Origin of the sequence: Roseivivax marinus (assembly GCF_900109705.1) — a bacterium.
Classification (GTDB): Bacteria; Pseudomonadota; Alphaproteobacteria; order Rhodobacterales; family Rhodobacteraceae; genus Roseivivax; species Roseivivax marinus.
Window position 1 is genome coordinate 61379 of sequence record NZ_FOAI01000008.1, and the last position, 23462, is coordinate 84840.

Consider the following 23462-nt stretch of genomic DNA (forward strand, 5'->3'; position numbering starts at 1 on the left):
CCCGCTCACGCGGTGCCCCCGGCCATGCGCCATGCCATCTTCAGCGCCTCGATGGTCGAGGACGGATTGGCCTCGCCCCGGCCCGCGATATCCAGCGCGGTGCCGTGGTCGGGCGAGGTGCGGATGAACGGAAGGCCCAGCGTGACGTTCACGCCCCGGTCGAAATCCAGCGTCTTGATCGGGATCAGCGCCTGATCGTGATACATGCAGATCGCGGCATCGTACTTCTTGCGTGCGGCGGGATGGAACATGGTGTCCGCCGAATGCGGTCCCGTCACGTCGAGGCCATCGTCCCTGAGCCGCGCCAGCGCCGGTCCGAGGATCTCGAGTTCCTCTCGCCCGATCCGCCCGCCTTCGCCGGCATGGGGGTTCAGGCCCGCCACCGCGATGCGCGGCTCGGGGCACTGGAAGAACCGGCGGAGACCTTCGTGGGTGATCCGGATCACCCGGTCGAGCGCGTCCGTCGTCAGCGCGCGCGGGACTTCGGTCAGGGGAATGTGGATCGTCGCCGGGACCACCCGCAGCAGGTCCGAGGCCAGCATCATCACCACGCGGTCGACACTGGCGAGATCGGCGAGGTATTCCGTGTGACCGGGAAAGGCGAAGCCGGCCCCGTCAGCCAGTGCCTTCTTTTGAATGGGCAGAGTGCAGAGGGCCGAGGCGCGGCCGTCACAGGCGAGCATCGCGCCCGTGCGGATGGCCTCGACCACGCGTGCGGCCTGCGCCGCCTGTGGGGCACCGGGCACCCGTTCGCCGGGAAAGGCCAACGGCAGGACGGGCAGAGCGTCCTGCGCGGCCTCGGTCGCCGCGCGAACATCCTCGATCCGCGCCACCGGGGTGTCTTCGGGCAGGTGGTCAGGGTCGCCGATATACGCGAAGGGCAGGTCCGCGCCCAGATGCCGCCACGCCGCCGCGGCAAGCTCGGGGCCGATCCCCGAAGGCTCGCCGCAGCTCATGGCGACGGGTGCGGGGCTCATTCCCCGGTGATCCGCGCGTTGGCACGCAGCTCGGCGAGGTAGTTTTCGGCCAGGCGCTGGACGCGACGGTTTCGCAACCCGAGAGTGACCTCCTCGCGCCGTGTGCGGGGTGCGTCCTCGTCACCGTCTGCGCCGGGCGCGGCGTCGGCGGCCGGGTCGGGTGCGTTTTCCGTGGATCGCCCGCAGAGCATCAGAAGCACGAGTGTCTGGCCGTTCGAACGTGTCAGCGCGGTAGACGTCTCGCCGGGGTCGAGTTTGGACAGCTCGAAGGCGATGTCGGTGGGCAGTTCCGCCGGCGGCAGGGTCTGGCGGTCGAGGCGCGAGCGCGGCTCGTTTTGGGCGATCCCGTAGAGGTCGTCGCAGCGGTCTGCGCGCGAGGCCACAACGCGGGCGCGGGCCAGCGCCTCGGCGGTGCGTCCGCCGGGGATGTAGTAGGCGGCGTAGTCGACGGTCGCGACCTCCTGCATGGTATAGCCGGCCTCCTCGACGCCGCGCAGCTGGAACAGCGCCACCCCGTTCTCGATCGGCAGCGGGTCGGTCACTTCGCCGGGCTGAAGCCCGAGCAGGATCGGACGCAGCACCGGCGGCAGCTCGGTGATGTCCTGCCACGGCAACCGCCCGCCGTTCTCGCGCGAGCGTGTGGCCGAATATTCGCGGGCCGCGGCCGAAAAGCGCACCTCGCTCGTATAGCTCGAAATCTGCTCGGCGATGGCCTGCGCCTCGGCGGCGCGCTGCGGCGGCGCGGGAATGATGATTTCGGAGAGCAGGACGCGCACGTTGGACGAGGTGCCCGGCCGCATGGCGCGGTCGACGGTGGTCTCGGTCACGTTCGCCTCGCTGGCGAAACGCTGCCGGATGAACTGGCGCCACGCGACGCCGGCATAAACGAAGTCGCGGAAGGTTTCCTCTTCCACGCCGCCCTGCGACAGCGCCTGGATGAACTCCTCGCGGCTGAGGTTCGCGCGACCGGCGAACTCGGCCATGCCCTCGAGGATCTCCTCCTCGGTGGGGGCGACGCCCACGGAACGCGCGGCGCCCACCTTGAGGCGGTCCTCGATCAGCTGTTCGCGGGCCAGCTCCTGCGGATTGCCGGGCGAGTTCAAAAGGTCGAGCATCGCGGCGCGCTGTTGCAGCTCGTAGCCGGTGATGACCCGCTCGTCGACGCGGATGGCCGGAGCGAACAGGTTTTGCGCGGCGGCGCCCAGCGGCGCGACCGCGATCAAGGCCGCGGCGGCCAGGCGGATGAGGCTCAGTTGCATGTGCGTCTGTACTCCTTCGCGCTGCCGCCGGTGCTGAAGCCCTTCAGTGCGACGGTCAAGCCGAAATCGGTCGATGGTTCGAGGTTGGTCGAGGAGGCGAAGCGCCGCGATACGGTGAACCGCGCGCTGACGCATTCGTTCTCGTATGTCAGTCCGAGGCCGGCGCGGGCGAAGCGGTCGTCGACAAGGTCGTAGCGGCCCTCGGCTTCGCCGGACCAGTCTCCCGGCAGGTCGTAGCCGCCGTCGAAGCTCCATTCGGACGTGGCGCTGTCGCGGTTCTCGCCGGGGTCCCGTGCCACGAGGATGTAGGACGCGCCGAGGTCCACGATCCGGTTAGTCCAGGTGGCGCGCGCCGCGGCCTTGTTGAAGGTGCCGTCCTCCTCGTCGAGGAGGCCCCGCGCGGTGAAGGCAAGGCCGTCGGCGGTGGCGAGGTGGCCCGCCAGCAGCAGGTCGGAGTCCTCGTCGTCGAGGCCCGAGGACCGGGTGAAGGCCGGATCCGCATCTTCGCGCCAGACGCGACCCACGGTCATGCCCGCGGTCCAGCCGAACGGGTCGGAATGCTGCCAGCGCAGGCCCATCGCCGAGACGCGGCCCCGCTCGCGCCGGTCGGCGGCGGGAAAGCGGGAGATGTCGATCAGGTTGCCTTCGTCGAACTCGACGCGCGTGCTTTCATCGTTGGGGATGTTCGGCCGGTCGCCACCGATCCACGCCGTCTGGAACAGTGGCTCGATCAGGGTCCGGCCGCCGTCGCCGCCGACGCGGGTCCAGGGCCAGCGCAGCTCCACCTCGACGGCGGGCGTGAGCTGCGAGGCATGGCGGTCCGATGTCGCGTCCTGCCGGATCTCGAACCGGTCGGCCCAGAGATGTCCCGCGACCCCGGCGCGCAGTCCGCCCTGCAGCGTCCAGCGGCGGCGCCACGACGCTTCGAGCGTCGCGCGCGCCACGTCCCGGCCGTCGACCACATCGTCGGCGTCGTTGCTGTCCACGTTCAGGTCCGAGTAGCGGTAATGTCCCTGCGTGACACCGCCCAGCCGAAGCTCGCCGCCCCAGAGATCGGGAAAACGCTGCTCGTACTCGGAGTGGATCACGATGGTCGGCTGGGTGGCGTTGCGCTCGTCATCGCGCAGGGTCTGGTAGTGGATAAGCTCGGTGCCGAAGAAGGACAGGGGCGTTGTCCGCGTCAGGGCGATCTCGCTGTCGAGACGGTCCTTGGAGGAATAGTCGTAATCGCTGAGATACGCCTCGTCCGAGGTGGTCTCTAGATCGAACTCCAGCTTGAACCGGCGCGGCAGGTCGAAAGAGCCCTCGGCGAAAAGGTAGGCGCGGCCGTCGTTCTCGAGGGTGTCGCTGCTCGCGGCCGACAGGATTTCGAGGTCGCCGTAGCGGAACGCCTGCCGGTAGCGCAGCTCGAGCGTGCGGGTGACCGGCGACAGGTAGGGCGTGAGCGTCATATCGCGGGACGGCCCGAGCGGAATGAAGTAGGGCGTCTTGATCCCGAAGCCGAGAAGCGTCGAGGTCCGGATGCTGGGTGTCAGGAAGCCTCGTGCCCGCTCCAGCGTCGGGTCGGGGATCCGCAAACGCGGAAGATAGGCGATCGGTACGTCGAGAACGCGAAACTGAGCCCCGTCGAAGTAGATCTGTTGCTCTTCCTCGTCGTGGACCACGCGCCGCGCGCGGATCTGCCAGAGCGGCGTCTGATTGGGCCCGCAGACCTGGCACGAGGTGACCGCGACCTTGGACAGCGCGGTGTAGCGACCGCCCACCCGCTGCGCCTCGACCGACGCGAGCTGAAGCTGTTCGTCGAGGACGAGCCGCGCGCCGCGCAGGAGGCCGTTCTCGAAGTCCTGATCGAGGTCCGCCCGATCCGCGACCAGAACGTCGCCACCGGGTTCGGTAATCCGAAGCGGTCCCTCGATGCTGAGCGCGTCGGTGTCCTGGTCGTAGACGATGCGCGTCGCCTCGAGCCGGGTGCCGTCGTGCAGTGCCTCGACGTTGCCCTCGGCCACAAGGCGCGACTGGTTCTCCACTGTCACCCGATCCGCCACCAGCAGGGCGGGCTGCTCCGCGTCCTGTGCCGACACGGGACCGGCGAGGGCGCACAGCCCCGCGAGCCACAGGATCGCCAGCGCGCGCAGTCTCATCCGTCTTCCCTCTGCAAGATCAGCCCGAGCGCCAGCAGAAGCGAGGCGACGGGCGGCACCCAGGCGGCCGGGATCGCGGGGATCTGGCCGGTTTCCCCAAGGATTTGCGCGAAGTTCCGGACGTAGTAAAGCCCGAAGCCCAGAAGCACCGCGGTCAGCACCGACAGGCCCGTGCGCCCGAGGCGGCTGTGCCGCATGGTAAAGCCCGCGCCGAGCATCACCAGCGCCACGAGGAAGAGGGGCCGTGCCAGCTCCATCCAGAACCAGACGATGTGACGCTGCGCGGAAAAACCTGCGCGCTCGAGATCGGCAATGTAGCCGGGCAGCGCCCAGATCGGCACCGCGGAGGGGCGGCCGAAGCGGTCGCGGATATTCTCGCGCGTCAGAGTCGACTCGATGCGCAACTCGTCGAAGGTTTCGGACAGGGCCTCGGCGTTCTGGCCCGGCGCCAGCGGCCAGGATTTGGCGTTGGTCAGCGTCCAGGCGCCGTCGCCCAGCGTGGCGCTCTCGGCCTCCACCCGCCGGACCGGGCCGACATCGGCGTCGTAGGTCACGAAGGTCACGTCGAAGAGCGTGGTTGCGTCGGCATTCGCGCGCGTGGCGCGGATCACCGTCTGCCCCGTCCTGTCGCCCTGCCGCAGCCAGAGCCCGTCCTCGCCGATCGAGAGCGTGTCGGTCTCGCCGTTGGAATAGCGCTCTGACAGCGTCTCGAACCTTTGCGAGGTCGCCGCCGCGATGGGGTTCAGGACGGCCACCGAGATGCAGCCGGTCAGCGCCGCGACCATAACCGGCCCCACCAGCGCCACGAGGCCCGAGCGCCCGGACGCCCGCGCCACCACCAGCTCGGAGGACCGCGCGAGGCTCAGGAACACCGCCACGGACGCGAGGATCATGATGAGCGGGAGCATCTCGTAGAGTGACGAGGGCGCGTTCAGCAGTGTCAGCGTGACCACGTTCCCGAAGGCCACCTCACCGTCGAAGCGGCGCAGCTGTTCGACCAGGTCCAGAAGGCCGAGGAATAGCGCGAAGACCGCGAAGAGGCCGAGGAACATCATCAGGAACCGGCGCGCGAAGTATAGGTGCAGCGTCATGCGGGCGCGACCTCCTCCGACCGGCGGGGCCGGGCGCGGCGGAAGGGCCGGCTCGCGACGTGCAGAAGCGCCGCGACGATCAACAGGCCCACCAGCGTCGGCAGGTAGATCAGAGGCCAGAGCGCGGCACTCGACCGCACGGGCGCCGTCACCACGCTTTCCGTCAGCTTGATGACGACCAGCAGGAAAATCGCGAAGACGATCTGCCGCCCAAGCCCGAAGCGGGAAAACCCGCCCACCATCAGCGCGGAATATCCCACCAGCGCGGCGACCAGCGCCAGGAGCGGCTGCTGGAAGCGATTGTGCGCCTCCTCCAGAACTTCGCCGGGCGTGTCGTCGGCGGCCTCGGCCATCTCGTCGGTGCGAAGCAGCAGATCGGCCGTGGACATGGCATAGGTTCGCGGCCTCTGGCTGCCGCTCGATCCGACAAGCGCCGAGACGTCGTAGGTCAGGTCCGCGAAGGTCGTCGTCGAAAGACGCTCGGTCTGAAGGTCGAGGGTCTGCGCCACGCCGTTCAGCATGACGATGTTTGTCGCGCCGTCCTCGCGCAGGACGTAGGCCGTGTCCGCGATGTAGGTGACCGCGCGGCCCCGCTGGCGGCGGTCCGACAGGAACACGTCGCGCAACTGGCCGTCGTCGGTGATTTCGCCGATGTAAAAGGTCAGACCGCGCGAGGGGTGGAGGAACTGGCCCTCACGCAGGAGCTGCGCGCTGATCGACTCGGCGATCTCGCCTTCGCGCTCGCGAAGCTGCGCGAGCGAGGCCGGGACCAGCAGGTGGCTCAGCACCAGCATCATCGCCATCACGATCACGCCGAAGGCCAGCGGCGCCCGAGCCAGCCGCCACGGCGAAAAGCCCGTGGCCTGCACGACCGCCAGTTCGCTGTCCTGGCTCAGCCGGTTGGTCACGTAGGTGGTCGCTGCGAAGGCCGCCATCGGCAGCACGAGCCGGATCACGTTGGGCAGCGACAGTGCGGTGAACTCGAGGAAGATGCCCGCCGAGTGCCCGTCGCCGATCAGGCGATCGAACAGGAGAACCGCGCGGTTCACCCAATAGACCGCCACGAGGACCAGCGCGAAGAACCCGAAGAGGATCATGAAGCGCGACAGCATGTATCTGTCGAATCTGGCCACCGGTCCTCCTCGCCGCGTGTCGGGGTGCCGGGCGACCCTAGCCGGTTCCGGCGGGGGCGGAAAGTCCGGTCCGGCCGGTCGCCGCCCAAGCCAGCGCGAGGACGCGCCGCGCGCTCTGGTCATCCCCGGTCGGGGCCGATACCTCTGTGCCAGACCCGACAGACGGAGACGCCGACATGACCGACATGCGCGAGATCACCATCCAGGCCACCGACATCGAGGCGCTGGCCGAGGCCGAGGGCCGCATCGCCTGCCTGATCCCCGGCGACGGCAAGCTCGGCACCGGCGCGCGGCGGCTGAACCGGCTGACCAAGGGTGCCGTGCAGCGCGCCGTGGACAGCGAGCGGTTCGCCAAGATGAAAGAGGGCGATCTGCTGTCGCTGGCCTTCCCGGTGGGCCTCGCAGCCGAGGGCGTGGACCTCGTCAAGCTCGACCGCCGCTGCGACGCGCAGGACGCGCGCATGGCCGGTGGCGCCATCGGCCGGGCGGCAGGAACCAAGGCACTGACGGTTCTCGCCGAGAACGGCCGTCACACCGAAGAGGTGGTGCTGGGCGTGGCGCTGCGCAGCTACGAGTTCACCGCGCGCAAGTCCGAGCCGGGTGAGACGCCGAAACCCGCCGTGATCCACTGCGCCAAGCCCGAGGATGTGGAGGCCGCCGCCCTGCCGCGCCTCGCCGTGGCGGAAGGGTCGCTCTTTACCCGCGACCTGGTGAACGAGCCCGCGAACGTGCTCAACACCGTGGAATTCGCCGACCGCCTCAAGGGCCTTTCCGACCTTGGCGTAGAGGTCGAGGTCCTGGACGAGGCGAAGATGGAAGAGCTCGGGATGGGCGCCTTTCTCGCCGTCTCCGTGGGATCCGAGACGCCGGCCCAGCTCGTGGTGATGAAGTGGAACGGCGGCGGCGACGAAGCCCCGTTGGCCCTCGTCGGCAAAGGCGTGGTGTTCGACACCGGCGGCATCTCGATCAAGCCGTCTGCTGGCATGGAATCGATGACCATGGACATGGGCGGCGCCGGGACCGTTGCCGGAACCATGCGCGCACTGGCGAAGCGCAAGGCCAAGGCCAATGTCGTGGGACTTGTGGGCCTCGTCGAGAACATGCCTGACGGGCGTGCCTACCGTCCCGGCGACGTGCTGACCTCGATGAAAGGCGACACGATCGAGGTGATCTCGACCGATGCCGAAGGTCGCCTCGTGCTGGCGGACGTGCTCTGGTACGCGCAGCAGACCTTCAAGCCGTCGGGCATCATCGACCTCGCCACCCTCACTGGCGCCTGTATCGTGGCGCTTGGCAATGACAACGCGGCGGTGTTCGCTTCGGATGACGCGTTTGGCGGCAAGCTGCTCAACGCGGCCAAGGCCGAGGGCGAGGGCGCGTGGCGCCTGCCGTTCGGCAAGCCCTATGCCGATCTCATCAAGTCCGACATCGCCGACATCAAGAACTCCGGCGGACGCGCGGCGGGAACGATCACGGCTGCCGAATTCCTGAAGTGCTTCGTCGAGGATGATGTGCCGTGGTGCCACATCGACATCGCGGGCGTGGCGACCACCTCGAAGGACACGGGCCTTGCGCCGAAGGGCGCAACGGGCTGGGGCGTGCGCACGCTCGACCGGCTGGTGCGCGACGGCTTCGAGACGGAGTGAGATGGGCGCCGCCTACTTCTACCACCTGACGCGCCGCCCGCTCGAGGCGGCGCTGCCCATGCTGCTCGAACGGTCGCTGGCCGCCGGGTGGCGCGTGGCCGTGCGCGGCCGCGACCGCGGCCAGCTGGTGGCGCTGGATACGGCGCTCTGGACCGGCGACGAGGAAAGCTTCCTGCCGCACGGACTTTCGGGCGGTCCGCACGACGCCGATCAGCCGATCCTGCTGACTGATACGCCGGACCTGCCGAACAACGCTGTCTGCGTGATGTCGGTGGACGGGGCCGAGGTCGGACCCGAGGAGGTCAAGACGCTCGAACGGGTCTGCGTGCTCTTCGACGGGCACGATCCCGATGCGATGCAGACCGCGCGCCGCCAGTGGAAGGCGTTGAGCGACGCAGGCTGCGCGGCGCAATACTGGTCCGAGGAGTCCGGGCGGTGGGAGAAGAAGGCCGAGAGCGCGGGACGCTGAGGCGCAGAGCGTTGGGTGAATCACGCCTGCGCTGGGACGGGCGCACTTCTGTTGGCCGGGCAGACTACCCTATCGCGTCCGGTCAAAGCGGACGGTTTCGCGACGGTCGTTCCGAATGCCCGTTCGATCGGCACGCGAGTGGGCATCAGACGGCGCCGTGACCGCGCCACCAATTCTCTGACCAATCAGCTCAGGTGCCCCGCTCCAGCACCAGTTCGTCCCCGGCGATCTCGATGCGTCCGAACCGCTGCAGGTACGACATGCCGAGCAATGACTGGCCCATCTCGCCCTCGTTGACATAGGCCGGCACGTCTCGGTCCGTGAACGGCCCCAGCGCAACCTCGTCCAGCGTGACCGGCGCGGTGCGCACCGTCCCGTTCGCCGTCAGTGCCTCGGAGTAAAAGGCAAGGTCGTCGCCGGACAGTCCCGCGCGCTCTGCGTCGCTCAGCGTGAGCACGGTGCCCGTTGCGCCGGTATCGACCATGAAGCGCGTGGGCGTACCGTTCACCTGGAGCGTGGCGTAATAGTGCCCGTCCGGCGCGCGCGGCAGCACGATGCGGCCTTCCTCGGCGATCACGCTCTGCCGTGGCGCGGCGGTCTGGCGGATGTCGCCCCAAAGACCCACCGCGGCGATCACACCGACGAAGATCAGGGCCCAGGCGGCCATCTGCTGCAGCGTGCGGCCCATGCCCTGTCGGCCCTGAATCACCAGCCAGAACACCAGCACGGCGCCCAGAAGGACGAGATAAATCAGTGATCCGATGTCGTTGCCGCTCATGCCGGTCCCCCTTGCCTCCGCTCAGAGGTAGGGCGGGGCGCCCGCGATGTTTAGGGTCAACCTGCCTGGGGCGTCGCGAAACCGAAGGCGATCAAGCCGTCGACCACGAATTGGACCGAAAGCGCGGCAAGGATCATGCCCAGAAGTCGCGTGACCACGGTGATGCCGATCTTGCCCAGCAGACGCTCGATATGGTGCGACAGCAGGAGCAGAACCAGCGCCATGGCGAGGACAAGGAACATCACCCCCAGGACGGCGGCGGTTTCGGCCGGCCCCTCTGCGCGACCGACCAGCAGGATGACCGAGGTCACGGCCCCAGGACCCGACAGGAGCGGGATCGCCATCGGGAAGACCGACGGATCCGGCCTGTCTTCCTCCTCGTCGGCCTGGTCGTCGCGCCGCTTGGTGCGGCGCTCGAACAGCATGTCCAGCGCGGTCAGGAACAGCAGAACGCCGCCCGCGATGCGGAAGGCGGGCATGGAAATCCCGATCGCACCAAGGACGCTTTCGCCGAGAAACGCGAAGAGACACAGCAGAGTCGCACCGATGGCGCAGGCGCGCAGGATGATGGTGCGCTTGTGGGCGCGTGTCTCGCCCCGGGTCAGCGCCATGAACACCGGCACGATCCCGATGGGGTCGATCACCACGAAGAGCGTCGCGAATGCGGAGAGGAGGAAAGCGGTATCCATGGCCCGCCCGATACGCCGCGCCTGCCGCTTCGGCAAGCCCGGCGTGCTGCTGTTCACCCGACGCTTTCAGGGGACGAACCCGCTCCCTTCTTGTCGTCGGGTGAAATACTCCCGTTGGAGTGTCGTCCTCTGCGGGCGGCCGCGCCTTCAATCGCAGGAGGGCGCGGCGAACGGAGGGGTCAGACCAGACCCTTGGCGTCCCAGATATCGGCCATGTAGCCGCGGATCGTGCGGTCCGACGAGAACCAGCCCGAGCGCGCCGTGTTGAGCGCAGCCATCCGCGTCCAGGCGGAGCGGTCGGCGAAGGCCGCATCGACCTCGCGCTGCGCGCGCCAGTAGTCGCTGAAGTCAGAGCACACGAGGAAGTAGTCGTGCCCGCTGAGGTTTTCGACGATGTTGGCGTAGCGATCCGGCTCGTCGGCCGAGAACACGCCGTCGCCAATGGCCTTCAGCGCACGGGCGAGGCGCGGGTCGGCCTCGATCGCCTTGCGGGCATGATCCTCGACCGCGCGGCGTGCGTCCACCTCGTCGGCGGTCATGCCGAAGAGGAAGAAGTTCTCGGAGCCCACGCGCTCGCGGATTTCCACGTTGGCGCCGTCGAGCGTGCCCACGGTCGGCGCGCCGTTCAACGCGAACTTCATGTTGCCGGTGCCCGAAGCCTCCTTGCCAGCGGTCGAGATCTGTTCCGACAGGTCCGCGGCGGGGATCAGGCGTTCGGCGAGGGTCACGTTGTAGTTCGGCAGGAAGATCACCTCGAGCTTGTCGCGCGTCTCGGGATCGGCGTTCACCACCCGGGCCACGTCGTTGATGAGGCGGATGATATCCTTGGCGAAGAAGTAGCCCGGCGCCGCCTTGCCGGCGAAGATCTTCACCCGCGGGGTCCAGTCGGCCGAGGGGTTGTCCTTGATGTCCTGCCAGTGGGCGATGGCCTCGAGGATGTTGAGGTGCTGGCGCTTGTACTCGTGCATCCGCTTGATCTGGATGTCGAAGATCGCCTCCGGGTCGACCTTGAGACCGTGGGTGTCGGACAGCCACGACGCGAGATCGGCCTTGTTGGCGCGCTTGGCCTCGGCATAGCGGTCGGACCACGCGGCGTCGTCCACGTGCGGCTCCAGTTCCTGCAGGCGCTCGAGGTCGGCGACCCAGCCGTCGCCGATGGTGTCGGTGATGAGCGACGACAGCCGCGGATTGCACGACAGCAGCCACCGGCGCGGGGTCACGCCGTTGGTCTGATTGACGATCTTCTCGGGATGCAGCGCGTGCAGCTCCTCGAACACCGTTTCCTTCATCAGGCCGGTGTGCAGCGCCGAGACGCCGTTCACCCGGTTCGCCATGATGAACGACAGCTCGCCCATGTGGACCTGGTGATCGGCGCGGATCGACAGGCTGCGCGAGGGGTTCGCCTTGGCGTGGGCGTCGTCGATGCGGTCGACGATCTGGAGGTGACGGGGCAGCAGCTTGCCGAAGACGCCCTCGCTCCAGGTCTCGAGCGCCTCGGGCAAAAGCGTGTGGTTGGTGTAGTTCAGGCATCCCTGCGCGATACCCATCGCATCGTCGAAGGGCAGGCCGCGCTCGTCGTGCAGAAGCCGCACCAGTTCCGGGCCCGCAATCGCGGGATGGGTGTCGTTGAGCTGCACCGCGACCTTGGAGGGCAGCAGCCCCGGATCGTCGTATTCGCTGTCGAAGCGGCGCAGGATGTCGCGGAGGGCGGCGGCCGTGAAGAAGAACTCCTGCTTCAGCCGCAGCTCCTTGCCCTGCTCGGTGGTGTCGTCGGGATAGAGCACGCGGCTGATGGTCCGCGCCAGCGCCTCGGGCTGGGCCGCGCCCTCGAAATCCCCGCGGTTGAAGCTGTCGAGATCGAACGGATGCACCGCGCGCGCCGACCAGAGCCGCAGCGTGTTGACCCACTTGCCCTGCCAGCCGGCGATCGGGGTGTCGAACGCCTCGGCATCGACTTCCTCGGCCGGGGTCCAGACGGCTTTGCCGGCCTCGTCCGAAACCGATCCGCCGAAGCCGATGCGGTAGCGCGATTCCGGGCGCTCGAACTCCCAGGCGTGGCGCTGGAGCAGCCAGGTTTCGGGGGCCTCCATCTGCCGCCCCTCGGCGAAGGACTGCTGGAAGAGGCCATGTTCGTAGCGGATGCCGTAGCCCATTGCCGGGCAGCCCAGCGTCGAGAGGCTCTCGAGGAAGCACGCGGCCAGACGGCCCAGTCCGCCGTTGCCGAGCGCGGCATCGGGCTCGTCACCCACGACGGTCGCGAAGTCGAGGCCCAGCTCGTCCAGCGCGCCCCGCGCCTGGTCGAGAAGCTGGAGATTGACGATGCCATCCTCCAACAGGCGGCCGATCAGGAACTCCATCGACAGGTAGTAGACCCGCTTCGCACCGGCGTCGTAGGTCCGCCGGGTGGCGTCGAACCACGCCTCGACCATGCGGTCGCGCACGGCATAGCTCAGCGCCATGCGCCAGTCCTGGGTCTGGGCCGTCTCGGGGGTCTTGCCGAAGCTGTAGGCAAGATGGCTGAGGATCGCGTCGCGCAGGTTGTCGCGCGAGACGACGGGCAGGGTGGCGATGTTCATGGCGGGTCTCCTTGGGCGAGGGCCGTCCGGCACGGGTCCCGGTTCACCGCTGATGAAGCGCAGGAGGGCGCGCTTGGCAAGGTTCCCGGGTGTAAAAAGATGCCGCAGCGCGGCATCGCCTGTCTCTTGAGCAGTCCGGTGACCCTGCGTCCCGTGCGCGGTCTCAGGTCGCGGCGGGCCTCGCCGCACCGGTCAGCTCGGCCAGGTGAGCGGCCGAGCCGGTGAGCGCGGCGTAGTCGTCGGTGATCATCCGGATCGGGAATTGCGCCATGAATGCCGCGAAGCGCCCCTTGTCGGCGAAGGCGTCGAGAAAGCCCAGCCGCGCGAGGTGCGGTCCGAAGTGTCGCGCGACGCCGCCGCAGAGATAGATGCCGCCGAAGGGCAGGAGCGTCAGGGCAAGGTCGCCGACCATGCGCCCGAGCAGCGTGGCGAAGATCTCCATGGTGCGGACCGCGCGGGGATCGCCCGTCTCGGCCGCCTGCATGATCGCCGCCGCGTCGAGCGGCTCTCCGGTGCTGTCCTCGTGGCAGAGCCAGGCGTGGATACGCTCGAATCCACGGCCCGACAGGGCCTCCTCGGCGCCCGCGCTGCCGTGGGTGACGATGAGCCAGTCCCGCAGTCGCAGGTCGGCGGCGGTCTGAACGGGCAGGGCGGTGTGCCCGGCCTCCGCCGGCGGAACCAGCGTCCGTCCGTCGAGTCGGAAGACCGGCGCGGCGTTCAGCCCGGTGCCTACGCCCACCACCAGCTTGGCCGCATGGTCCGAAGACGGATCGCCGGTGGCGATCTCGTCGAGCGCCTCGGCCGTCAGGTGGTCCACGGCGTGTCCCTGTGCCTGGAGGTCGTTCAGGACGGCCACGGTGCTTGCGCCGGTGGCCTCGGACACCACGGCGCGGTCTACGGTCCACGCGAGGTTGGTAAGCCGGCCCACGCCGTCGCGCACCGGCCCGGCCATCGCGACACAGGCCGAAGCCGGGTGCGCATCGCGGTCGCCGAGGTAGCGGGTCAGCACTTCGGTCAGGTCAGCGTGCTCGGCATTGCGATAGCGCACGATGCTGCCGGGATCGACCCGGGCCCCGTGGGCCAGCGCGACGCGGGTGTTGGTGCCGCCGATGTCGGCGACCACGGAGAGGTCGGTCATGCGCGGCCCCCGCGGGGCGTCGGAACGTGAGGCGCAAGGTGCGAGAGGGGCCGGAACTGGCGCATGGCTCGGATCTCCTGGGTCATGACGGGGCCCGTCCGGTCGACTGGCCGAGGATCAGTTCCGCTTCGATCAGGGTTTGCAGCGGGGCGCAAGACGGATCGCGGATCATCTGGAGAACCATCTCGGCAGCGCGGCGGCCGGCGTCGCGCACCGATGCGCGGGTTGCGGTGAAGACCGGTACGTCCCCGCCGTTCCTGAGGTAACCAAGATCGTCGTCATGGGCGACCACCGAGACCTCGCGCCCGAGCGTCACGCCCTCGTCGCGAAGCGCCCGCCAGATGCCCAGCGCGACCACCATCGAGGCAGCAACGATGGCGGTGGGCGGATCAGGCAAGGCGCGCATCTCGCGCGTGGCGGTGTAGCCCAGCCGTTCGGTCATCTCGCCCGAGCTCAGGAGTGCAGGATCCGCCGCGATGCCCTGCGCGGCCTGCGCGGTCAGCACGCCCTCGCGTCGGCGCAGGGCGAAATCCTGCCGCTCGGGCCCGTTCACCAGTGCGATCCGGCGGTGGCCGAGTGCAAGCAGATGCTCGGTCGCGCGTTCGAAAGCGCGGCGGTTGTTCATGTCGATCCAGGCGTAGTCGTCGGGCAGCTCGGAGGCGCGGCCGTGGACCACGAAGGGCAGGCCGATCTCGCGCAGGAGAGCGATGCGCTCGTCGGCCGGCAGAGGCGCGTGGACGATGATGCCGTCGACCAGTCCCCTCCGCCGCAGGTTACGATAGCGCATGGCCTCGTCTTCGTCGTCGACAAGCGTCAGTTGCATGTCGTAGCCCGCGCGCAGGTAGGCTTCGGACGCGCCAGTGATGAAGTCCCCGAAGACCGGATTGACCATCTCGTGGCTCTTGGAGACCGGCATGACATGCCCGATCGCCATGGCGCGGCCGGTGGCCAGCCCCTTGGCCCAGGCATTCGGGGAATAGCCCACGGCGCGTGCCGCGGCCTCCACGCGCAGGCGCGTGGCCTCGTTCACCTCCGGATAGCCGTTCAGCGCGCGGCTGACCGTGGTGGGACTTAGCTGAAGGTGCTCTGCGAGCTGCTTGAGGTTCATCTTGCCGCTCAAAGCGCTTTCAATTCCCGAGCAGGATAGGCGGAAAGCTCCGGCCTCGGAAAGTCCTTTCTGGGTCCGGCCATGCCGCGTTGCAGCATGATTTCCGGCAAGGAACCGTGGGTCCGGCATTGACTCGTGCTATCATCTGGCCGAGCGTCACCATATCAAAGCGCTTTGAAGAGGCGCACGCAAGGCGGGTCACCGCCGTATCATGCGACCGGAACACGGGAGGTTCTCAGCTATGACACGCACATTGACCGCAAGCGTCGCGACCCTGGCCCTGCTGGCCGGGGCGGCCTCGGCGCAGGATCTGCTGGTGCCCGTTGGCGAAGGGCCGTTCACCTGGGACAGCTACAACACGTTCGCCGAGAACACCGATCTTTCGGGTGAGACTGTGACCATCACCGGCACCTGGACCGGCTTCGAGAAGGAGAAGGTCGACGAGGTCTTCCGCTACTTCGAGGAAGCCACCGGCGCGACCGTGGAATACTCCGGTTCCGACAGCTTCGAGCAAGACATCGTGATCTCGGCGCGCTCGGGCTCGGCGCCCAACATCGCGATCTTTCCGCAGCCGGGCCTGGCCGCCGACATGGCGTCCCAGGGCTACCTGACGCCGCTCGACCCTTCCGTGGGCGATTTCGTGCGCGAGAACTACGCCGCGGGTGAGAGCCTCGTGGACCTTGCAACCTATGCCGGGCCCGAGGGCGAGGAGAACCTCTACGGCATCTTCTACCGCATCGATCTCAAAAGCCTCGTCTGGTATAATCCGATCACTTTCGACGAGTTCGGTTTCGACGTGCCCGAGAGCATGGAGGAACTGAAAGAGTTGACCGAGGACATGGCCGACGAGGGGCTGACGCCCTGGTGTCTCGGCCTCGGCGCCGGGGCCGCCACGGGCTGGCCGGCGACCGACTGGGTCGAAGAGATGATGCTTCGCCTGCATTCTCCGGACGTCTATGACCAGTGGGTGTCGAACGAGATTCCCTTCGACGATCCGCAGGTGGTCGCGGCGATCGAGGAGTTCGGGTGGTTCGCCAAGAACGACGATTACATCAAGGGCGGCGCCGAGGCGGCAGCGACCACCGATTACCGCGACAGCCCCTCGGGCCTGTTCACGATCCCGCCCGAGTGCGGGATGCTGCGGCAGGCCTCGTTCGTGACCGCGTTCTTCCCCGATGACGCGGAGATGGGCGAGAACATCGACTTCTTCTATTTCCCGGCCTTCGAGGAGAAGGATCTCGGCAATCCGGTGCTGGGCGCGGGCACGCTCTTCACCATTACCGATCCGTCCGAAGGCGCGACCAAGATGATCGAGTTTCTCGAACTGCCACTGGCCCACGAGATCTGGGCCAACCAGGGGGCATTCCTCAGCCCGCATTCGGGCCTCAACCCCGAGACCTACCAGACCGACACCCAGCGTCAGCAGTCCGAGATCATCCAGGAGGCCACGACGTTCCGGTTCGACGCGTCCGACCTGATGCCGTCGGAGATCGGCGCGGGTGCGTTCTGGACCGGCATGGTGGACTACGTCACGGGCTCCGAGGCTGCGGACGTGGCGGCCGACATTCAGGCCCGCTGGGACCAGTTGAACTGATCATGACGCGCGGCCCCCACAACCCGGGGGCCGCGACGCGCTTTCGGCGGAAGGGCCCCTCATGTCCCCGATCCTGACAGGTCTCGTCACCATCGCCATCGCGGTCGCAGGCTGCGCGGGATACTTCTATGCCTCGAACTGGGTGCTGGACCGGGTGATCTTTCCGCCCGGCACCGACGATCGCGGCCGCAACATCGCGCGGGCGAACCTCGTGCGGCCGTGGCTGTTCATCCTGCCGGCAATGCTCTTCCTGTCGGTCTACCTGATCTACCCGGTGGTCGGCTCTTTCTGGCGCTCGCTCTTCAATCGCTCCGGCGTGGAGTTCGTGGGCCTCGGCAACTACACCGAGATGTTCGCCGAGGAGGGTTTTCGGGTCGCGCTCTTCAACAACATCCTATGGGTGATCTTCGTGCCCGCGGCGGCCACCTTCTTCGGACTCCTGGTGGCGCAACTGACGGACCGGCTGCGCTGGGGCAACCTTGCCAAGTCGATGATCTTCATGCCGATGGCGATCAGCTTCGTGGGCGCCTCGCTGATCTGGAAGTTCGTCTACGCCAACGATCCCGATATCGGCATCATCAACGCGCTGCGCGACTTCGTCGGGCTGGAGCCGGTGGACGTCCTGCAGGTCGCGTTCTGGAACAACTTCTTCATAATGTTCATCATGGTCTGGATGCAGACCGGCTTCGCAATGGTGATCCTGTCCGCCGCCCTGCGCGGGATCCCCGAGGAGACCATCGAGGCGGCGATCATCGACGGCGCCAACCCGTTCCAGATCTTCTTCAAGATCAAGGTGCCCCAGATCACCGGCACGATCCTCGTGGTGTGGACCACGATCACCATCCTCGTGCTCAAGGTCTTCGACATCGTCTACGCGATGACGGGCGGCAACTTCGACACCGAGATCCTGCCCTCGTACATGATGGACTACATGTTCCGCGACGACGGACGCGCCACCGCCGTGGCCTTCGTCATCATGGTCATCGTCACCCCGGTCATGGTCTGGAACATTGTCCAGGCCCGCCGCGAAATGCGCTGAGGGAGGGCGGATCATGGACAACATCGCGGGGCAGAAGTCGGGCCTGTCGATCGTCACCAATATCAGCGTCGTGGCGCTGGTGCTGATCTGGCTGATCCCGACCGTGGGGCTGCTGATCTCGTCCTTCCGGACCGACGACCAGATCACTCAATCGGGCTGGTGGCGTTCGGCCTTCGCCGTCAGCCAGGCCTACCGAGTGTCGCCGCCCGAGGAAGGCGCGCGGCAGGAGGGGGACCGCTGGGTTCTGGAGGGCAATCTCTTCGACGCGTCAGAGGACGACGAGGTGACAGGCTCGGGACAGGTCACGGGGTTCGGCCTGACCTCGCGGGCGCCCGGCGCGGCCGAACCGGGTCGGACCTACGCCCGATACGAGGTCGCGATCATGGACGAGGGCGAGCTCGACGACACCAACCTCGAGATCGCACACCCCGCCGGCGAGGAGCCCTCGTTTCCCGCCACCGACGAGGACGGCAACGAAATCGTGCTCGACCCCGCGCCGATCTTCGACCGGGCCGTGACGGTGCAGGAGAACGGCGATTTTCGCTATGAAGACGCGGAAGAGATCGACCGCGCGCCGACGATCTACATCACGGCGCCGCAGCCGCCGGACTTCACGCTGAACAATTACGAGCAGATCCTGACTTCTGACAACATGGACCAGGCGTTCATCAACACGCTGACCGTGGCGATCCCGGCGACGGTGATCCCCATCGTGGTCGCGGCCTTCGCGGCCTATGCGCTCGCGTGGATGGACTTCGCCGCCCGCGGCTTTTTCATCGCGATGGTGGTGGGCCTGCTGGTGGTGCCGCTCCAGATCGCGCTCGTGCCACTTCTCACGCTGCACCAGCGGGTCGGCATCGGTCAGAGCTTCCTGGGCGTCTGGCTGGCGCACACGGCCTTCGGGATGCCCCTCGCGATCTACCTCTTGCGGAACTACATGATCGGCCTGCCGCGCGACATCATCGAGTGCGCCAAGGTCGACGGGGCCACGGACTTCCAGATTTTCACCAAGATCGTGCTGCCGCTGTCGTTCCCCGCACTTGCGAGCTTTGCCATCTTCCAGTTCCTGTGGACCTGGAACGACCTGCTGGTCGCCAAGGTGTTCCTGCCGTCCCAGTCCGACAGCTGGGTGATGACGGTGAAGATCGCCGACGACCTTCTGGGAAGCCGGGGCGGCGACTGGGGCATCCTCGCCGCGGCGGCCTTCGTGTCCATCGCGGTGCCGCTTGCGGTGTTCTTCGCGATGCAGAAATACCTCGTGCGCGGGCTTCTGGCCGGATCGGTCAAGTAGCGCGGACGGGCAGGGAGGAGATCACCGCGTCGGGTCTTACACCCGGCGCAGCCCGTCCGGAGGGGTCGGCCCGAGAGGGCGGCGGAGGCGGGCAAGGCGACACACGGCGCGACAGACGCCGAACGAAAAGGAAAGACGCGGATGAACATGGCATCGGCGGTTGAGCCATCCCGCGACGACACGTCCACCGCCTGGTGGCGCGGCGCGGTGATCTATCAGGTCTACCCCCGCAGTTTCCAGGACTCGAACGGAGACGGGATCGGCGACCTGCTGGGCATCGCCCAGCGGCTGCCACACATCGCCTCGCTCGGGGTGGACGCGGTGTGGATCTCGCCCTTCTTCACGTCGCCGATGCGCGATTTCGGCTATGACGTGTCCGATTACTGCGACGTTGACCCGATGTTCGGGACACTGGCGGACTTCGACATCCTCATCAGCACGGCGCACCGACTGGGGGTGAAGGTCTTCATCGACCTCGTTCTGTCGCACACCTCGGACCAGCATCCGTGGTTCAAGGAAAGCCGCAGTTCCACGGATAACGACCGAGCGAACTGGTACGTCTGGGCCGATGCCAAGCCGGACGGGACGCCGCCCAACAACTGGTTGTCGATATTCGGCGGCTCGGCGTGGGCCTGGGACGGCACGCGCTGCCAGTACTATCTCCACAACTTCCTGACGGAGCAGCCCGACCTGAACCTGCACGAGCCGGCCGTGCAGGAGATGCTGCTGAACGTGTCGCGCTTCTGGCTCGACCGTGGCGTGGACGGCTTCCGACTGGACGTCATCAACTTCTACTTCCACGATCAGGAACTGCGGGACAATCCACCCCTGCCGCCCGAAGAGCGCAACCCGATCACGGCGCCCGCGGTGAACCCGTACACGTGGCAGAACCACATCTACGACAAGACCCGGCCCGAGAACATCGACTTCCTGCGCAAGCTGCGAACCTTGATGAACGAGTACGGCGCGGCGGCGGTCGGCGAGGTGGGCGAAGACATTCGTGGTCTCGAAGTGCTGGGCGAGTACACCGGCGGCGACGACAAGATCCACATGAGCTACGCGTTCGAGCTGCTGTCGGACCACATGCCCACTGCCGAGTATATCGCGGGCGTATTTTCGCAGGTCGAGGAAAAGGCGGCTCAGGGTTGGGTCTGCTGGGCGTTTTCGAACCACGACGTTCCCCGCCACCTGACGCGCTGGAAGCTCTCCGAGGCCGGCGCGCGGCTGTTCAACACCATGATGATGTGCCTGCGCGGGTCGGCCTGCATCTACCAGGGTGAAGAGCTCGCGCTGCCCGAGGCCGAGATCGCGTTCGAGGACTTGCAGGATCCGTACGGCAAAAAATTCTGGCCCTCTTTCAAGGGTCGCGACGGATGCCGCACGCCGATGGTGTGGGAGCCGTCGAACCAGAACGGCGGCTTCTCGTCCGGTATGCCTTGGCTTCCGGTGAGCCATGAACATCTGAACCGCGCGGTTTCCCTTCAGGAGCAGGACCCCTCCGCGATCCTGCACCACTATCGCCGCGCCATAGGCTTTCGTCACGCGCACCCGGCGCTGCAATACGGCACGCTCGAGAACATGCAGGCCGTGGGCACGGTGTTGTCGTTCGTGCGCGAGTACGAGGACGAAGCGCTGTTCTGCGCCTTCAACCTGTCGGCAGATCCGGGCGCGATCGACATGCCCGAGGGAAACTGGCGGCAGATCGGCATCGAGCTGGGGTCGGGCGGGCCGGCGCCCGATGGCAAGCTGCATCTCGGCCCGTGGCAGCCTGCACTCATGATGCGCGTCGGCGACTGAGACTACGGACGACGGACGAAGCGGGGAGGAGACCGGAAGACATGGCGAACCTGAAGCTGAGCGGGGTCCGGAAGGCCTATGGCGGCACCGTCGAGGTGCTCAAGGACATCGACCTCGAGATCGAGCAGGGCGAACTGGTGGTGTTCGTCGGTCCCTCCGGATGCGGCAAGTCCACGCTCCTGCGCATGATCGCGGGGCTGGAGAAGATCACCGACGGCACGCTCGAAATCGACGGGCAGGTGGTGAACGACGTGCCGCCGGCGCAGCGCGGGATCGCCATGGTCTTCCAGTCCTACGCGCTCTACCCGCACATGACCGTGCGCGACAACATGAGCTTCGCGCTCAAGATCGCGAAGAAATCCAAGGACGAGATCGAGGCCGCGGTCGACAAGGCCGCCAAGATGCTCCAGCTAGAGCCCTATCTCGACCGGCTCCCCAAGGCGTTGTCGGGCGGCCAGCGCCAGCGCGTCGCCATCGGACGGTCCATCGTGCGCGATCCCAAGGTCTACCTCTTCGACGAACCGCTCTCGAACCTCGACGCGGCGCTGCGCGTGGCGACCCGGATCGAGATCGCGCAGCTCAAGGAGCAGATGCCGGACTCGACGATGATCTACGTCACCCACGACCAGATCGAGGCGATGACGCTGGCGAGCCGCATCGTGGTTCTCGCGAACAAGGGCATCGCGCAGGTCGGTCCGCCGCTGGAGCTTTACGAGAAACCGCGCACCGAGTTCGTGGCCCAGTTCATCGGCTCGCCCGCCATGAACCTGTTGCAGGGCGAGATCGTCGAGACCGGCGAGCGTACGCGCGTGAAGATGGCCAACGGCGGCGAGGCGGTGTCGGCGGTTCCCACGCGCGAGGAGGATCGCGGCAAGCGCGTCAACGTGGGCGTCCGTCCCGAGGATTTCGCCGAGACCGACGGCACCCCGATCTACCGCGGCAAGGTGGACATCACCGAGGCCCTCGGCGAAGTAACCCTGCTCTACTTCGAGGCGCAATCCGACGAGCCGGTGATCGGCAAGCTGCCCGGCGTCCACGCCGACCTGCGCGGCCGCCAGGTGGCCATGAGCGCCGATCCTGCCAAGGTGCACCTTTTCCACGAGGGGAAGTCGCTGCTCTGGCGTTGAGCCGGGCTGCCCCTATTCCGGTGTGACAACGGTGAACGGCGTGCGCGCCAGCACCGTATCGTCCCGTCCCAGTTGATAGCGCAGTTCGTAGTCGCCCACGGTCTCGGGCGCGCGCATCACCAGCGGGCTGTCCTGCGACGTGTGGGCGAAGCTCACGCTCTCGGCGTCGGGCGCTCCGGCCTCCGCGATGGCGATGTAGTCGCGGCGATAGTCTGGCCCGGTCCACGACACTGCGAACGGAGCTCCTGCGGCCACCTCCTCCGCGCCCGCTGTCACGCTTGCCTCGATCGCGGTCAGCTCGATCGGACGGCGGGCCAGAACCTGCTCACCCACCCCGGCTGCGACGTAGCGGATCTCCCACGGGCCCGGGTTCGGTGGCATGTCGAGGATCAGCGGCGAGCCGTCGCGCACGTAGCGGAAGCCGGCATAGCCCGGGTCTTCCGGTCGCGCGACCGAAACGAAGTCGCGCTCGTAGGCCGGTCCCTCCCAACTCACCACCACCGGGGCACCGGCCGGCGCAGTTTCGGCCGCCTCGAGCGACGCCGATACCTCGTCCACCCGCAGCGGCTGCGCGGCCAGCACGGTGCTGTCCTGATCGATGACATAGCGCAGTTCGTAGTCGCCTTCCTCGAGCGGCGCGGTCACGGTGAGCGGCGCCCCGGCGCGCGTCGGCGTTCTCGAGACGAAACCTCCATCGCCCGGCCGCCCGATCACGACGTAATCGCCGCGATAGTCCGGGCCGTCCCAGTCCACCTCCACGGGCGAGCCCGCCGCCACCCGCGGCTCGGCCCAAAGCTGCGCGGTGACGGCGAGAACCTCCACGGACTTGCGGGCGACCACGGTAGCGTCCTGTGCCATCACGTAGCGCAGTTCGTAGTCGCCCGGCTCGGCGGGCATCCGAACCCGGAGAGGGCTGCCCTCCCGCGTCGGCGTGGTATTGACGTAGCCGTCGCTGCCAACCTCGGAGATCGCGATGTAGTCGCCCTCGTAGTCCGGTCCGATCCACGCGATCATCGGAGAGTCGCCGGCATCGACCGGGCTGTCGATCTCGACATCGGCTTCGACCGGCCGGACGGCCAGGGGAGCTCTTGCAAGCACCTCGGAATCCGCAGAGCGGACGTAGCGGATTTCGTAATCCCCCGGAGTGGGCGGCAGCACCAAAGCCACCGGCGTGCCCGCGCGGGTGTGGGTGTAGTTCACGTAGCCTGCATGATCAGGCCGGGACACGGCGATATAGTCGCCATCGGCGTCCGGGCCGGTCCAGTCCACCTCGACCGTGGCTCCCGCCGGCGCCTCGGACGGGCCGGTCACGGACGCGTCTGCCGCCATTGCCTGCGCTTGCCCGGTGTCGGACGAGGGGACTCCGGCCCCCTGCGCGAGGGCGGTTTGGGGCAGGGCGGCAAGGATCAGAACGAGGGGGGCGGCGCGCATGGGCGGGTCCTTCCGGCGGTGTCTGCGCGCACCCTATCGCCTTGTAGCGCGGCGCCAAGAGGCCCCGCGATGGCCGGCGCATCGCGACCCATCACGCAGGTGCAGAAAATTCTGTTAAATGTTCTATAAACGTTCCATCTTGCGATTGGCAGAGGCGCCGATCGCGCCTACATGACGG

Annotated in this window: 18 protein-coding genes; 7 read left to right on the forward strand and 11 right to left on the reverse strand. The window is 67.6% G+C overall.

From position 1 onward, the window contains the following. Window positions 1-5 precede the first annotated feature (5 nt). Genes pdxA through lptF form a run of 5 tightly spaced genes read right to left on the reverse strand, consistent with a single transcriptional unit; the run spans window position 6 to window position 6601 of the window. Window positions 6-977: a 4-hydroxythreonine-4-phosphate dehydrogenase PdxA gene (gene pdxA, locus BMX29_RS11420; protein WP_092812928.1), complete on the reverse strand. Its 972-nt coding sequence runs from the start codon at window positions 975-977 to the stop codon at window positions 6-8. Then, on the reverse strand, window positions 974-2236 hold the full coding sequence (locus tag BMX29_RS11425; RefSeq protein ID WP_092812931.1) for a peptidylprolyl isomerase: 1263 nt from the start codon (window positions 2234-2236) through the stop codon (window positions 974-976). The genes pdxA and BMX29_RS11425 overlap by 4 nt, the downstream gene beginning before the upstream one ends. Beyond that, window positions 2227-4377 (reverse strand): LPS-assembly protein LptD, encoded by a 2151-nt coding sequence (locus tag BMX29_RS11430; RefSeq protein ID WP_092812934.1) that lies wholly within the window; start codon window positions 4375-4377, stop codon window positions 2227-2229. Before BMX29_RS11430 ends, BMX29_RS11425 begins: the two co-directional genes overlap by 10 nt. Then, window positions 4374-5468 (reverse strand): LPS export ABC transporter permease LptG, encoded by a 1095-nt coding sequence (gene lptG / locus BMX29_RS11435; protein WP_043841339.1) that lies wholly within the window; start codon window positions 5466-5468, stop codon window positions 4374-4376. Before lptG ends, BMX29_RS11430 begins: the two co-directional genes overlap by 4 nt. Next, the gene (gene lptF, locus BMX29_RS11440; protein ID WP_244889217.1) at window positions 5465-6601 is read right to left on the reverse strand and encodes an LPS export ABC transporter permease LptF; all 1137 of its coding nucleotides are present in this window, start codon (window positions 6599-6601) and stop codon (window positions 5465-5467) included. Before lptF ends, lptG begins: the two co-directional genes overlap by 4 nt. A 176-nt stretch (window positions 6602-6777) precedes the next feature. On the opposite strand from lptF, the gene BMX29_RS11445 reads away from it, so the two are divergent. Together BMX29_RS11445 and BMX29_RS11450 are read left to right on the forward strand one after the other, a co-directional pair. Continuing rightward, window positions 6778-8247 carry a leucyl aminopeptidase gene (locus BMX29_RS11445; protein WP_043841336.1) on the forward strand — a complete coding sequence of 490 codons (1470 nt, stop codon included), beginning with the start codon at window positions 6778-6780 and terminating at the stop codon, window positions 8245-8247. Window position 8248: 1 nt separating this feature from the next. Beyond that, the gene (locus BMX29_RS11450) at window positions 8249-8716 is read left to right on the forward strand and encodes a DNA polymerase III subunit chi (RefSeq protein ID WP_092812940.1); all 468 of its coding nucleotides are present in this window, start codon (window positions 8249-8251) and stop codon (window positions 8714-8716) included. A 190-nt stretch (window positions 8717-8906) separates the two neighbouring features. On the opposite strand, the gene BMX29_RS11455 is transcribed toward BMX29_RS11450, so the two are convergent. The 5 genes from BMX29_RS11455 to BMX29_RS11475 all read right to left on the reverse strand — a co-directional run bounded on the left by BMX29_RS11455 (window position 8907) and on the right by BMX29_RS11475 (window position 15005). After that, entirely contained in the window at window positions 8907-9494 is a 588-nt protein-coding gene (locus tag BMX29_RS11455) for a retropepsin-like aspartic protease family protein (RefSeq protein WP_092812943.1), read from the reverse strand. Between the two features lie 56 nt (window positions 9495-9550). After that, complete coding sequence (locus BMX29_RS11460) at window positions 9551-10183, reverse strand: MarC family protein (protein ID WP_043841331.1); 633 nt, start codon at window positions 10181-10183, stop codon at window positions 9551-9553. Window positions 10184-10362: 179 nt separating this feature from the next. Then, window positions 10363-12759 (reverse strand): glycogen/starch/alpha-glucan phosphorylase, encoded by a 2397-nt coding sequence (locus tag BMX29_RS11465; protein WP_092812946.1) that lies wholly within the window; start codon window positions 12757-12759, stop codon window positions 10363-10365. 163 nt (window positions 12760-12922) lie between these two features. Next, the gene (locus BMX29_RS11470; protein ID WP_092812949.1) at window positions 12923-13897 is read right to left on the reverse strand and encodes a glucokinase; all 975 of its coding nucleotides are present in this window, start codon (window positions 13895-13897) and stop codon (window positions 12923-12925) included. Window positions 13898-13979: 82 nt separating this feature from the next. Next, window positions 13980-15005, reverse strand: a complete 1026-nt coding sequence (locus BMX29_RS11475; protein WP_092812952.1) for a substrate-binding domain-containing protein — start codon at window positions 15003-15005, stop codon at window positions 13980-13982. A 241-nt stretch (window positions 15006-15246) separates the two neighbouring features. On the opposite strand from BMX29_RS11475, the gene BMX29_RS11480 reads away from it, so the two are divergent. The 5 genes from BMX29_RS11480 to BMX29_RS11500 all read left to right on the forward strand — a co-directional run bounded on the left by BMX29_RS11480 (window position 15247) and on the right by BMX29_RS11500 (window position 21853). Further along, window positions 15247-16599, forward strand: coding sequence for an ABC transporter substrate-binding protein (locus BMX29_RS11480; RefSeq protein WP_092812955.1), 1353 nt, complete (start codon window positions 15247-15249; stop codon window positions 16597-16599). A 61-nt stretch (window positions 16600-16660) separates the two neighbouring features. Next, window positions 16661-17638: a carbohydrate ABC transporter permease gene (locus BMX29_RS11485; protein WP_092812958.1), complete on the forward strand. Its 978-nt coding sequence runs from the start codon at window positions 16661-16663 to the stop codon at window positions 17636-17638. Window positions 17639-17651: 13 nt separating this feature from the next. Continuing rightward, window positions 17652-18929 carry a carbohydrate ABC transporter permease gene (locus tag BMX29_RS11490; RefSeq protein WP_092812961.1) on the forward strand — a complete coding sequence of 426 codons (1278 nt, stop codon included), beginning with the start codon at window positions 17652-17654 and terminating at the stop codon, window positions 18927-18929. 141 nt (window positions 18930-19070) lie between these two features. Beyond that, entirely contained in the window at window positions 19071-20726 is a 1656-nt protein-coding gene (locus tag BMX29_RS11495; protein ID WP_092812966.1) for an alpha-glucosidase, read from the forward strand. Between the two features lie 41 nt (window positions 20727-20767). Beyond that, window positions 20768-21853, forward strand: coding sequence for an ABC transporter ATP-binding protein (locus tag BMX29_RS11500; RefSeq protein ID WP_092812969.1), 1086 nt, complete (start codon window positions 20768-20770; stop codon window positions 21851-21853). Window positions 21854-21865: 12 nt separating this feature from the next. Here the strand turns inward: BMX29_RS11500 and BMX29_RS11505 are convergent, their stop codons facing one another. Then, the gene (locus tag BMX29_RS11505; RefSeq protein ID WP_092812972.1) at window positions 21866-23284 is read right to left on the reverse strand and encodes a hypothetical protein; all 1419 of its coding nucleotides are present in this window, start codon (window positions 23282-23284) and stop codon (window positions 21866-21868) included. Between the last annotated feature and the right edge of the window lie 178 nt (window positions 23285-23462).

What these genes read in the sequence shown, in the direction of transcription:
- BMX29_RS11485 (WP_092812958.1), top strand. Translation starts at nt 16,661, where the DNA reads ATGTCCCCGATCCTGACAGGTCTCGTCACCATCGCCATCGCGGTCGCA.
- BMX29_RS11465 (WP_092812946.1), bottom strand. Translation starts at nt 12,759, where the DNA reads ATGAACATCGCCACCCTGCCCGTCGTCTCGCGCGACAACCTGCGCGAC.
- BMX29_RS11505 (WP_092812972.1), bottom strand. Translation starts at nt 23,284, where the DNA reads ATGCGCGCCGCCCCCCTCGTTCTGATCCTTGCCGCCCTGCCCCAAACC.
- pdxA (WP_092812928.1), bottom strand. Translation starts at nt 977, where the DNA reads ATGAGCCCCGCACCCGTCGCCATGAGCTGCGGCGAGCCTTCGGGGATC.
- BMX29_RS11425 (WP_092812931.1), bottom strand. Translation starts at nt 2,236, where the DNA reads ATGCAACTGAGCCTCATCCGCCTGGCCGCCGCGGCCTTGATCGCGGTC.
- BMX29_RS11460 (WP_043841331.1), bottom strand. Translation starts at nt 10,183, where the DNA reads ATGGATACCGCTTTCCTCCTCTCCGCATTCGCGACGCTCTTCGTGGTG.
- BMX29_RS11490 (WP_092812961.1), top strand. Translation starts at nt 17,652, where the DNA reads ATGGACAACATCGCGGGGCAGAAGTCGGGCCTGTCGATCGTCACCAAT.
- BMX29_RS11480 (WP_092812955.1), top strand. Translation starts at nt 15,247, where the DNA reads ATGACACGCACATTGACCGCAAGCGTCGCGACCCTGGCCCTGCTGGCC.
- BMX29_RS11455 (WP_092812943.1), bottom strand. Translation starts at nt 9,494, where the DNA reads ATGAGCGGCAACGACATCGGATCACTGATTTATCTCGTCCTTCTGGGC.
- BMX29_RS11445 (WP_043841336.1), top strand. Translation starts at nt 6,778, where the DNA reads ATGACCGACATGCGCGAGATCACCATCCAGGCCACCGACATCGAGGCG.
- BMX29_RS11450 (WP_092812940.1), top strand. Translation starts at nt 8,249, where the DNA reads ATGGGCGCCGCCTACTTCTACCACCTGACGCGCCGCCCGCTCGAGGCG.
- BMX29_RS11500 (WP_092812969.1), top strand. Translation starts at nt 20,768, where the DNA reads ATGGCGAACCTGAAGCTGAGCGGGGTCCGGAAGGCCTATGGCGGCACC.
- BMX29_RS11430 (WP_092812934.1), bottom strand. Translation starts at nt 4,377, where the DNA reads ATGAGACTGCGCGCGCTGGCGATCCTGTGGCTCGCGGGGCTGTGCGCC.
- lptG (WP_043841339.1), bottom strand. Translation starts at nt 5,468, where the DNA reads ATGACGCTGCACCTATACTTCGCGCGCCGGTTCCTGATGATGTTCCTC.
- BMX29_RS11470 (WP_092812949.1), bottom strand. Translation starts at nt 13,897, where the DNA reads ATGACCGACCTCTCCGTGGTCGCCGACATCGGCGGCACCAACACCCGC.
- BMX29_RS11495 (WP_092812966.1), top strand. Translation starts at nt 19,071, where the DNA reads ATGAACATGGCATCGGCGGTTGAGCCATCCCGCGACGACACGTCCACC.
- BMX29_RS11475 (WP_092812952.1), bottom strand. Translation starts at nt 15,005, where the DNA reads ATGAACCTCAAGCAGCTCGCAGAGCACCTTCAGCTAAGTCCCACCACG.